Annotated in this window: 10 protein-coding genes; 3 read left to right on the plus strand and 7 right to left on the minus strand. The window is 71.7% G+C overall.

Features of this window, described 5'->3' with window-relative positions:
* Positions 1 to 98: 98 nt before the first annotated feature.
* The 6 genes from Q0817_RS19345 to Q0817_RS19370 all read right to left on the minus strand — a co-directional run bounded on the left by Q0817_RS19345 (position 99) and on the right by Q0817_RS19370 (position 5,892).
* The gene (locus Q0817_RS19345) at positions 99 to 890 is read right to left on the minus strand and encodes a ZIP family metal transporter (RefSeq protein ID WP_298591917.1); all 792 of its coding nucleotides are present in this window, start codon (positions 888 to 890) and stop codon (positions 99 to 101) included.
* A 163-nt stretch (positions 891 to 1,053) separates the two neighbouring features.
* Positions 1,054 to 1,410, minus strand: a complete 357-nt coding sequence (locus Q0817_RS19350) for a metal-sulfur cluster assembly factor (protein WP_298591920.1) — start codon at positions 1,408 to 1,410, stop codon at positions 1,054 to 1,056.
* A gap of 37 nt (positions 1,411 to 1,447) precedes the next feature.
* Positions 1,448 to 2,209: a Fe-S cluster assembly ATPase SufC gene (sufC, locus tag Q0817_RS19355; protein WP_298591923.1), complete on the minus strand. Its 762-nt coding sequence runs from the start codon at positions 2,207 to 2,209 to the stop codon at positions 1,448 to 1,450.
* 60 nt (positions 2,210 to 2,269) lie between these two features.
* On the minus strand, positions 2,270 to 3,469 hold the full coding sequence (gene sufD / locus Q0817_RS19360) for a Fe-S cluster assembly protein SufD (RefSeq protein ID WP_298591939.1): 1,200 nt from the start codon (positions 3,467 to 3,469) through the stop codon (positions 2,270 to 2,272).
* Positions 3,470 to 3,635: 166 nt separating this feature from the next.
* On the minus strand, positions 3,636 to 5,090 hold the full coding sequence (gene sufB / locus Q0817_RS19365) for a Fe-S cluster assembly protein SufB (RefSeq protein ID WP_298591926.1): 1,455 nt from the start codon (positions 5,088 to 5,090) through the stop codon (positions 3,636 to 3,638).
* Positions 5,083 to 5,892: a metalloregulator ArsR/SmtB family transcription factor gene (locus tag Q0817_RS19370; RefSeq protein WP_298591929.1), complete on the minus strand. Its 810-nt coding sequence runs from the start codon at positions 5,890 to 5,892 to the stop codon at positions 5,083 to 5,085. The genes sufB and Q0817_RS19370 overlap by 8 nt, the downstream gene beginning before the upstream one ends.
* 241 nt (positions 5,893 to 6,133) lie before the next feature.
* Between Q0817_RS19370 and Q0817_RS19375 the strand changes: the two genes are divergently transcribed.
* The 3 genes from Q0817_RS19375 to Q0817_RS19385 all read left to right on the plus strand — a co-directional run bounded on the left by Q0817_RS19375 (position 6,134) and on the right by Q0817_RS19385 (position 9,059).
* Complete coding sequence (locus Q0817_RS19375) at positions 6,134 to 7,141, plus strand: ABC transporter ATP-binding protein (protein ID WP_298591932.1); 1,008 nt, start codon at positions 6,134 to 6,136, stop codon at positions 7,139 to 7,141.
* Positions 7,138 to 7,920: an ABC transporter permease gene (locus Q0817_RS19380; RefSeq protein WP_298591934.1), complete on the plus strand. Its 783-nt coding sequence runs from the start codon at positions 7,138 to 7,140 to the stop codon at positions 7,918 to 7,920. The genes Q0817_RS19375 and Q0817_RS19380 overlap by 4 nt, the downstream gene beginning before the upstream one ends.
* A gap of 113 nt (positions 7,921 to 8,033) precedes the next feature.
* Positions 8,034 to 9,059 (plus strand): heme A synthase, encoded by a 1,026-nt coding sequence (locus tag Q0817_RS19385; RefSeq protein WP_298591935.1) that lies wholly within the window; start codon positions 8,034 to 8,036, stop codon positions 9,057 to 9,059.
* Positions 9,060 to 9,091: 32 nt separating this feature from the next.
* On the opposite strand, the gene Q0817_RS19390 is transcribed toward Q0817_RS19385, so the two are convergent.
* Positions 9,092 to 10,009 carry a dihydrodipicolinate synthase family protein gene (locus tag Q0817_RS19390; RefSeq protein ID WP_298591937.1) on the minus strand — a complete coding sequence of 306 codons (918 nt, stop codon included), beginning with the start codon at positions 10,007 to 10,009 and terminating at the stop codon, positions 9,092 to 9,094.
* Between the last annotated feature and the right edge of the window lie 147 nt (positions 10,010 to 10,156).

The raw sequence follows: 10,156 nt of genomic DNA on the forward strand, positions 1-10,156 counted from the left end.
CGCCGCCTGGCTCCACCACCAGGACGACGACCATGGCAAGCGAAAACCGTAGGGTGACCCCTTTCCCAACACTTACTAAGGGATTCGGGGCGGGCCCCTCAGGCCAGGGACAGGGCGAAGGACAGCGCGAAGCCCGAGGCGGTGCTCAGCGCCACCGCCGGACCGCCGTGCTCGTAGGCCTCCGGCATCAGGGTGTCGGCCAGTGACGCGATCACCGCGCCGGCGGCGAAGGCCAGCGGCAGGGAGATCGTCTCGGGATCGCTGCCGGCCAGCGGTCCGGCGCCGATCAGCACGGCCACCACCAGGAGCACGGCGCAGACGGTCCAGAGCAGGACGGCCTTGCCCCGGGACATGCCCTGCTCGCGCATCGAGGCGGCGCCGACGAGGGACTCGGGCAGATTGGACACGAAGATCGCGGCGAGCAGCGCCAGCCCGCCCGTGCCCTCGGTGAGCGCGACACCCAGCGCCACGTTCTCGGGCACGCCGTCCAGGGTGACGGCGGCCAGCAGGGCCAGACCGGCGGCGCCGCCCGCGGAGGCGGCCGTCGGCGCCTTCTGCTCCGCGGCGGCGTCGGTGTCCAGCTTGGCGCTGCCCTCCTGCTTCTCGGCGTCCTGGGCACGGGGCCCCGGCTGCGCCCAGCGGTCCAGCAGGGCGCTCAGGGCGGTGAAGACCACGGCACCGGCGAACAGCCCGATCACGGCCAGTGGCAGGCCCCCGCGCTCGTAGGCGTCCTCGAACAGCTCGAAGGCCAGCGCGGTGATGAGGGCACCGGCGGCGAAGGACAGCAGGATGGCGAGCACGCGCTTCGGGAGCTCGAAGCGCACGCCCACGAGGGCGCCGATGACGAGGGCGCTCGAGGCGACGATCCCGAAGAGCAAGGTCTGACCCATGACGGCAGTGTAGGAGCGCGCCCGGGCTCTGCACCGGAAATCCGCAAGGTTACTGATCGAGGTGTCGCGGCACGGCGGCAGGACCGGGCACGGCACGACGACGGCGGTCGGCCCACCTCCCCAAGAGGTGGGCCGACCGCCGTCGTCGTGCGGGAGGAACCGCTCAGATGTTGAAGCCCAGGGCCCGCATCTGGTCGCGGCCGTCCTCGGTGATCCGCTCGGGACCCCACGGCGGCATCCAGACCCAGTTCACGCGCCACTCGTCCACCATGGGATCGAGGTTCTGCGCGCACTGCTCCTCGATGACGTCCTGCAGCGGGCACGCGGCCGTGGTGAGGGTCATGTCGAGGATCAGGGCGCCGTCCTCGGCCCACTTGGAGCCGTAGAGCAGGCCCAGGTCCACGATGTTGACGCCGAGCTCGGGGTCGATGACGTTCTTGAGCGCCTCCTCGACCTCCTCGGCGGAGGGCCGGCCCGCGGTCGCGGGGTCGGCGGTGGTCTCAGCAGGGGTGTCGGCCATCGCTGGCCTCCTTTCGGGGCTGGTGGGGTGGGTCCGCTTACTTGGCCGGGACCAGGTAGCGGTCGTAGCCCTCGTTCTCGAGCCGGTCGGCGAGCTCGGGCCCGCCCTCGTCGACCACACGGCCGTCGTGGAACACGTGCACGAACTGCGGCTTGATGTAGCGCAGGATGCGGGTGTAGTGGGTGATGAGCATGATGCCCATGTCGTTGGTCTCGAGGGCGCGGTTGACGCCCTCGGAGACGACCTTGAGCGCGTCCACGTCGAGGCCGGAGTCGGTCTCGTCCAGGAGGGCGATCTTCGGCTTGAGCAGCTCGAGCTGGAGGATCTCGTGGCGCTTCTTCTCGCCGCCGGAGAAGCCCTCGTTGACGTTGCGCTGGATCATGTCGGGGCTGATCTTCAGCTGCTCCATGGCCGCCTTGACGTCCTTGGTCCACGTGCGCAGGGAGGGGGCCTCGCCGTCGATCGCGGTCTTGGCCGTGCGCAGGAAGTTGGAGGTCGTCACGCCGGGGATCTCCACCGGGTACTGCATGGCCAGGAAGAGGCCGGCGCGGGCGCGCTCGTCCACGGACATCTCCAGGACGTTCTCGCCGTCCAGGAGCACCTCGCCGGAGTCGACGACGTACTTGGGGTGGCCGGCGATGGTGGAGGCCAGCGTGGACTTGCCGGAGCCGTTGGGGCCCATGATCGCGTGGACCTCACCGGAGCGGATGGTCAGGTTCACGCCCTTGAGGATCGGCTTGGTGGTCTCGTCGTCGAGCACGACGGACGCGTGCAGGTCCTTGATCTCGAGAGTTGCCATGGATGGTTCTCCTGTGGTCGAAAAAGTCTGTGGTCGGAAAGGGTGCGTGCGGGAGACGGATCAGTAGTTCGCGGAGGCGAGCTCGTCCTGGACGGCCCCGCGCAGACGCTCCTCGATGTCCGGGACACCGATCTGCTGGATGATCTCGAAGAGGAACCCGCGGACCACGAGCCGCCGCGCCTCGTCCTCGGGGATGCCCCGGGACATGAGGTAGTAGAGGTGCTCGTCGTCCAGCTGGCCCGTGGTGGAGGCGTGGCCGGCACCGGCGATCAGGCCGGTCTCGATCTCCAGGTTCGGCACGGAGTCCATCCGGGGGCCGTCGTTGAGGATGAGGTTCCGGTTGAGCTCGTAGGTGTCGGTCCCCTCCGCGCTGGCGCGGATGAGGACGTCGCCGATCCACACGCCGTGCGCGTTCTCGCCCTGCAGCGCGGACTTGTAGGTCACCCGCGAGGTGCAGTGCGGCTGGGAGTGGTCCACGAACAGCCGGGACTCCAGGTGCTGCCCGGCGTCCACGAAGGTCAGCCCGTACATCTCCACGGAGCCGCCCGGGGCGTCGAAGCGCGTGGACGGGGTGACGCGCACCAGGTCGCCGCCGAGGGAGACGAGCACGTGCTTGAACGTGGCCGACTTCCCGAGGCGCGCCTGCTGGGAGGAGGCGTGCACGGCGTCGTCGTCCCACTCCTGGAGGGTCACCACGGTCAGGTTCGCGGAGTCGGCGACCCGGAACTCGACGTTCTGCGACAGCACGGCGTTGCCGTGGTGGCGCAGGACCACGAGGGCCTTGGAGAAGGGCTGGGCGTCGATCACGAGGTGCTGGGCGGCCGGCGTGGCGTCCGTGCCGTGGATGTCGACGAGGACCGGTTCGGTCACCTCGGCCTCCTGCGGCACGGTGAGCACGGTGGCTCCGGTGACGCTGCTCCACGCGTTGGCGGAGAGCCGGTCCTCGGGGATGCCGGCACTGCCGATGCGGGCGTCGTCGCGGCCCACGGTCTCGACGCGCACGGCGTCCGAGTCCACGGTCACCGCGGGCGCCGGGCCGGTGAGGGCGTCGGCGTGGAGCCCCTTGAGGCGCTTGAGCGGGGTGAACCGGAAGTCCTCCTCCCGGCCCGTGAGCTTCGGGAAGTCGGCGACGTCGTAGGACGTGCGCCGCCCGGCGCGGGAGGAGTCGGGCACGCCGGAGATGTCGCCGTGGGCGGTGTGCCGCACGAGCGTCTCGGTCTTCGCGTGCTCCGCGGAGAGCGTCTCGCCCTCCAGGTCCATGCCCGGGATGGCGACGCGAGCGTCCCCGGTGGGGACCCCGTCGACCTTCTCGCCCAGGTTGCCGTAGACGTCCTTGGCCGCGCCGACGGCCTTGTCGGCCACCGCGGTGGCCGCGGAGGCGGCGGCCTCCGTGGCGTTGCGAATCGTTTCGTTCAGCTTGGTCATGTCAGCCAACGGATCCTTCCATCTGCAGTTCGATGAGGCGGTTGAGTTCGAGCGCGTACTCCATGGGCAGTTCGCGGGCGATCGGCTCCACGAACCCGCGCACGATCATCGCCATGGCCTCGTCCTCGGCCATCCCGCGCTGCATGAGGTAGAACAGCTGCTCCTCGGAGACGCGCGAGACGGTCGCCTCGTGGCCCATGGTGACGTCGTCCTCGCGGATGTCGACGTACGGGTAGGTGTCGGAGCGGGAGATCGTGTCCACCAGCAGGGCGTCGCAGACCACGTTGGACCTCGAGCCGTGCGCGCCCTCGCGGACCTGCACGAGACCGCGGTAGGCGGCGCGGCCGCCGTTGCGGGCCACGGACTTCGAGACGATCGACGACGACGTGTTCGGGGCGATGTGCACCATCTTGGAGCCGGTGTCCTGGTGCTGTCCCTCGCCGGCGAACGCGATCGAGAGGGTCTCGCCGCGGGCGTGCTCGCCGGTCATGTAGACCGCCGGGTACTTCTGGGTGACCTTCGAGCCGATGTTGCCGTCGATCCACTCCATGGTGGCGCCCTCGTGGGCGATCGCGCGCTTGGTCACGAGGTTGTACACGTTGTTCGACCAGTTCTGGATGGTCGTGTAGCGCACCCGGGCGTTCTTCTTGACGATGATCTCCACGACGGCGGAGTGCAGCGAGTCGGTCTTGTAGATCGGCGCGGTGCAGCCCTCGATGTAGTGGACGTAGGAGTCCTCGTCCGCAATGATAAGCGTCCGCTCGAACTGGCCCATGTTCTCCGTGTTGATGCGGAAGTAGGCCTGCAGCGGGATCTCGACGTGCACGCCCTTGGGGACGTAGACGAAGGAGCCGCCGGACCACACGGCCGTGTTCAGGGACGCGAACTTGTTGTCGCCCACGGGGATCACGGTGCCGAAGTACTCGGCGAAGATCTCCGGGTGCTCCTTGAGCGCGGTGTCGGTGTCGAGGAAGATGACGCCCTGCTCCTCCAGGTCCTCGCGGATCTGGTGGTAGACGACCTCGGACTCGTACTGGGCGGCGACACCGGAGACGAGGCGTCCGCGCTCGGCCTCCGGGATGCCCAGCTTCTCGTAGGTGTTGCGGATGTCCTCGGGCAGGTCCTCCCAGGTGGCGGCCTGCTTCTCCGTGGAGCGCACGAAGTACTTGATGTTGTCGAAGTCGATCCCGGACAGGTCCGCGCCCCAGGTGGGCATGGGCTTGCGGTCGAAGAACTTGAGGCCCTTCAGCCGCAGGTCGGTCATCCACTGCGGTTCGCTCTTCTTCGCGGAGATGTCCCGGACGACGTCCTCGTCGACCCCGCGGCGCGCGGAGGCGCCGGCGACGTCGGAGTCGGCCCAGCCGTACTCGTAGGTGCCGATGCCCTCGAGCTCGGGGTTCTTCTCCAGGATGTCGGCGATGACAGTGTCGTTGCCGCTGGCGATCTGTTCAGTCATGACGGCCTTCCTCTGTTGTCTGGTCTGTGATCTGGCCTGTGATCCGCTCCGCGGGACGGTCCGCGGACGTCGGTGCCGCGGCGGGTCCCGGCCGCGCGAGGGGCACGTGCGTGGTGCACACGTGCGCTCCGGCGGCCTGGGTGGAGAGCCGGCGGACGTCGGTGCCGAGCAGCCGGGCGATGAGCTCGGTCTCCAGCTCGCAGAACTGCGGGTAGCGGGCGGCGAGCTCGCGCACGGGGCAGTGCCCCTGGCACAGCTGCGCCGAGACGATGGTGCGGGACTCTCCGCGGCCGACGGCCACCTCGTTGGTGGAGGCGGCGAAGCCGTCGCGGCTGAGCAGCCGCACCAGGACGGGCAGGCGGTCGGCGACGTCGTTGCCGGCGGCCTCGACCTCGGGACGGTAGGACGCCTCCAGGCGGTCCACGCGGTCCTGGATGAAGGAGTGCACGGCGGCGGGGCCGGCGATGCGCCGGATGCTCTCGAGCGCGTCCGTCGCGATCTCGAGGTAGTCGTCGCCCAGCTTGGCGTGGCCCTCGGGGGCGACGACGTAGCGGCGCGCCGGGCGGCCGGCGCCCCCGCTGCGGCGACGGACCATGGTGACCTCGATGAAGTGCTGCTGCTCGAGCGCGTCCAGGTGGCGGCGCACGGCGGCGGGGGTCAGCTCGAGCATCTCGCCGAGGTCTGCGGCGGAGACCGGTCCGTGCTCGAGAACGGCCCCGAGCACGCGCGAGCGGGTGTTCTCCTCCTGCTCCGCCCGCGGGCCGGAGCGGGACCTGCTCCGGGCGTCCGTGGTCTGAGTCATGGGTGAACCGTTCGCTTCCTGGTCGGGGTGGAGGTTCTCGTGGTGCAGCGTGCGACCCACAGGGCCGCTGCTAATACACAACCGGAGTATGTCGTAATTCATTCCGACCTGACCAGTAAGTGGAGCCTTACTCGGTGGGATCACGGCCGGGGTCAATAAATCCTGACTTACTCATAATAACCCCCCGGGGCGGTGGGGCCAAGGGGGTCGGCCCGCGGGCGCGCCGCACTACACTGGTCCGGTGCCCGCCCAGAGTCCCCCCGCGTCCTCGCCCGCACTCTCGATCGAGCGCCTCGTGAAGGAGTTCCCCGTCCGCCGCCGCCGCTCCCGGCACCCTGCCGGGCCGGGCGCCACGCGCGCCGACGTGGTGCACGCCGTCGACGGACTGTCCCTCACGGCGCGGCACGGCGAGATCACGGCCCTGCTCGGCCCCAACGGCGCGGGCAAGACGACCACCCTGGAGTGCGCCCAGGGCCTGCAGCAGCCCTCGCGGGGCACGGTCCGGCTGCTCGGGCAGGACCCGTGGCGGGCCAGTCCCGCCCTGCGCGCCCGCGTGGGCGTGATGCTCCAGGACGGCGGGCTCCCCCAGGCCGTGCGCCCGCTCGAGCTGCTGCGGCACGTGGCGTCCCTGTACCGCAGCCCCCGGGACATGGACGAGCTCGTGGAGCGGCTCGGCATCAGCGGCTTCGACCGCACCGTGGTCCGCCGGCTCTCCGGCGGCCAGCGCCAGCGCGTGGCCCTGGCGGCGGCCCTGGCCGGCAACCCGGAGGTCCTCTTCCTCGACGAGCCCTCGGCCGGGATGGACCCGCAGTCCCGCAACATCGTCTTCGACCTCGTCCAGCAGCTGCGCCGCGAGGGCGTGTGCATCATCCTCACCACGCACCTGCTCGACGACGCCCAGCGCCTGGCCGACCAGGTCTACATCGTGGACCACGGCCGGGTCATGGCCCAGGGGTCGGTTGCGGAGCTGGTCGCCCCCGGCGCCGACGCCCCCGCCGTGCTCGTGCTGACCCTGGCGCCCGAGCAGCTGGGCGCGGGACCGTTCCCGTGGGACGGCCCCGGGTTCGAGGACGTCCGCACGACCCGCGCCGACCGCACCGTGACGCTCACCGGGGCCCTCACTCCCCCCCTGCTCGAGACCGTGACCCGGTGGTTCACCGCCACCGGCACGCTGCCCGAGTCCCTGTCCCTCCAGCCGCGCACCCTCGAGGACGTGTTCCTCGACATCTCCGGACGGGAGATCCGATGACCGCCCCCGCCCCGCCGACCGCCACCCGCCCGCAGCCCGCCCCCCTGGCGCGCCGGGTCGCCGCGCAGGCCCGCTACGAGACGCGGGCGGTGCTGCGCAACGGGGAGCAGCTGCTGCTGCTGCTGATCCTGCCCCTCATGGCGCTCGTGGCCCTGACGCTCACCGACCTGCTGGACGCCGCCGTGCCGGCGGGCGCCGCCCGCGTGGACGTCGCCGTGCCCGGCGTGCTGGCGCTGTGCGTGCTCTCCAACGCGTTCTCGGGGCAGGGCATCCAGACCGGCTTCGACCGCCGCTACGGGGTCCTGCGCTTCCTCTCCACCACTCCCCTGGGCCGCGGCGGGCTGATCGCCGGCAAGCTGCTGGCGATCGTCGCCGTGCTCGTGGTGCAGTACGTGCTGGTCGCCGCGCTGGGCCTGGCCCTCGGCTGGCGCCCGGACGCGGCCGCGGTGCTCCTCTCCGTGCCGGTCCTGCTGCTCGGCGCCGCGGCGTTCACCGGGCTGGGGCTGCTGCTCGCCGGGACGGTGCGCGCCGAGGCGACCCTCGCCGTGACCAACCTCGTGTGGGTGCTGCTCGCCGCCGTCGGCGGGACCCTGTTCCCCGCCCGCACGCTGCCGGCGGGCCTCGGCCGGGCGGTGGAGCTGCTGCCCTCCGGCGCACTGGGCACCGCCCTGCGGGAGACCTTCCTCACCGGGACGCCCGCGCTGCTGCCGGTCCTGGTCCTCGCCGTCTGGGCCGCCGCCGCCTGGGCCGCGGCGGTGCGCTGGTTCCGCTGGAGCTGAGCCGCCGGCGCGGTCCCGCGGGTCCGTGCCGGACGGCGGGACCGGGGGGCCGCGGGCCCGGATAAACTGGGGGCGGAGATCCCATCGCACCGACCCCGTCCGGAAGTGAATTCATGAACCGCGCCAGCGACCCCAGCGACGTCGACGTCCGTGAGGGCGGCAGTGTCCTGCTGCCCACCAGGATCACCCGGTGGGTGCGGTGGCTCGCCGTGGCGTCGCTGCTGGCGAACTCCGTGCTCATCCTCACCGGCGGGCTCGTCCGGCTGACCGGGTCCGGCCTGGGCTGCCCCACCTGGCCCCGGTGCACCGACGAGTCCTGGACGAACACCCCCGAGATGGGCATGCACGGCGTCATCGAGTTCGGCAACCGCCTGCTGACGTTCCTGCTGGCCGCCGTGGCGGTGCTGACGTTCCTGGCCGTGCTCCGGCTGCGCCGCGAGCACCCCGACCTGTTCCGGATCGCCCTGCTGCTGGGTCTCGGCATCCCGCTGCAGGCCGTGGTCGGCGGGATCACCGTGCTCACCGGGCTCAACCCCTGGATCGTGGGCATCCACTACCTCATCTCCGGGGCGATGATCGCCCTGGCCACCGTGCTGGTCAACCGCACCCGGCGGCGCTCCCTGCCCGCGGTGCGGGACGCCGAGCGGCCCGGCCAGGCCTACGGGCAGCGCCGGGCCGTCCGGGGTCTCATGGTGAGCCTGGCGGTGCTCAGCGCCCTGATCCTCTACCTGGGCACCCTCGTCACGGGCACCGGCCCGCACGCCGGGGACGACTCCACCGCCCGGCACGCCTTCGACGCCTACCTCATCACCCGTGCCCACGCGGTCCCGGTGTACCTGATCGTCGTCGCCGTGGTCCTCGGCCTGGTGCTCGCGCGCCGGCACCGGTGGCCCGTCCCGCTGGCCTCGAGCCTCAACGTCCTGCTGGCCGTCCTGGTCCTGCAGGCGCTCATCGGCTACTACCAGTACTTCAACGGCGTGCCGATCGTGGCCGTGGCACTGCACCTGGTGGGCTCCGCGGTGCTGATCTGGGCCACCGCCCGCACCGTGGAGAAGGGCTTCGCGGTCACCCGCACCCCGGACCCCGTGCTGCGGGACGCCGACCGTGCGCAGTCCGCCGGGGCCCCGGCCCACGGCTGAGGCCGGCCGCTCGCGCCCGTCGGGCCCGCTCGTCAGACCCGCTCGTCGGGCGCCTCGTCGAGGAGCTCCTCGACGGCCTGGGCCAGGCGCTGCCGGCTGGCCGAGGGGATCGGCAGCAGCGGCCGCCGCGGCGGGGCCGTGGTGACGCCGCAGACCTCGGCGAGGGCGTAGAGGGAGCTGAGGGGCCGCTCCTGGCGCAGGATCTCCATCAGCGGGGTCAGCGCGGCCCGCCACGTGCGCACCTCGTCCTCGTCCCCCGCGACGACCGCGGCGCGGAAGGCGGCGTACTGGCGCGGGAGCACCGCGGCGATCCCGGAGTGCCAGGCCGCGGCGTCCGGCGCCGCCTCGTGGAGCAGCCGCTCCCCGCTCACCCCGTGGGCCGTTCCCGGCTCCGCGAGCTCGGCGAACCGGCCCCGCCGTGCGGCGAGGTCCTCCGGGGAGTCCGCGGTGTCCTTGAACGCGTTGACGTTCTCCAGCCAGGACAGCTCCGCGGCGAGCTCCACGGGGTACGTGAAGCCCGTCGTCGTCGGGTTGTTGTAGATGCACAGCGGCAGGGACACGGCCGCTGCGACCGTCTCCACCTGGTCCGCGATCTCCTGGGAGACGAGCGGGATGTAGGACAGCGGGTTGAGCACGAGCCCGTCCGCGCCGCCGTTCTCGGCGGCGTAGGCCATCTCCAGGACCTCGCGGGTGGTCATCGCGGAGATCCCCGCCCCCACCGGTACCCCGGAGCCGCGGGCGGCCTCCACGGCGACGTCCACGACCTCGGCCCGCTCCTCCCCGGAGAGGTAGGCGAAGCTTCCCGAGCTGCCCAGGACCACCACGGCGTCCACGCCCGTCCGGACCAGCCGGCCGACGTAGCGCTCGAAGGACTCCAGGTCCAGGCGGCCGCCCTGCTGGAACGGGGTGATCGGGTAGGCGACGAGCCCGGTGAAGGTCATGCTGAGCATGCGACCATCCTAGGTCCGGCGGATCCCCCGCCCGGACCGGGGCGCCCCGGCCCCCACCGGAGCCGCGGGCTCAGTAGGTGTTGGGAAAGCGTGATGTGCTTCGGCGTGACTGCCGGGACGGAGGAGCGGATCGTGGTGGCATGGCGT

This window comes from uncultured Kocuria sp. (assembly GCF_947500125.1).
GTDB lineage: Bacteria > Actinomycetota > Actinomycetes > Actinomycetales > Micrococcaceae > Kocuria.

Excerpts from the sequence above, each read along its gene's own strand:
- sufD (WP_298591939.1), bottom strand. The coding sequence starts at position 3,469 with ATGGACCTGGAGGGCGAGACGCTCTCCGCGGAGCACGCGAAGACCGAG.
- Q0817_RS19350 (WP_298591920.1), bottom strand. The coding sequence starts at position 1,410 with ATGGCCGACACCCCTGCTGAGACCACCGCCGACCCCGCGACCGCGGGC.
- Q0817_RS19385 (WP_298591935.1), top strand. The coding sequence starts at position 8,034 with ATGAACCGCGCCAGCGACCCCAGCGACGTCGACGTCCGTGAGGGCGGC.
- Q0817_RS19345 (WP_298591917.1), bottom strand. The coding sequence starts at position 890 with ATGGGTCAGACCTTGCTCTTCGGGATCGTCGCCTCGAGCGCCCTCGTC.
- Q0817_RS19370 (WP_298591929.1), bottom strand. The coding sequence starts at position 5,892 with ATGACTCAGACCACGGACGCCCGGAGCAGGTCCCGCTCCGGCCCGCGG.
- Q0817_RS19390 (WP_298591937.1), bottom strand. The coding sequence starts at position 10,009 with ATGCTCAGCATGACCTTCACCGGGCTCGTCGCCTACCCGATCACCCCG.
- sufC (WP_298591923.1), bottom strand. The coding sequence starts at position 2,209 with ATGGCAACTCTCGAGATCAAGGACCTGCACGCGTCCGTCGTGCTCGAC.
- sufB (WP_298591926.1), bottom strand. The coding sequence starts at position 5,090 with ATGACTGAACAGATCGCCAGCGGCAACGACACTGTCATCGCCGACATC.
- Q0817_RS19380 (WP_298591934.1), top strand. The coding sequence starts at position 7,138 with ATGACCGCCCCCGCCCCGCCGACCGCCACCCGCCCGCAGCCCGCCCCC.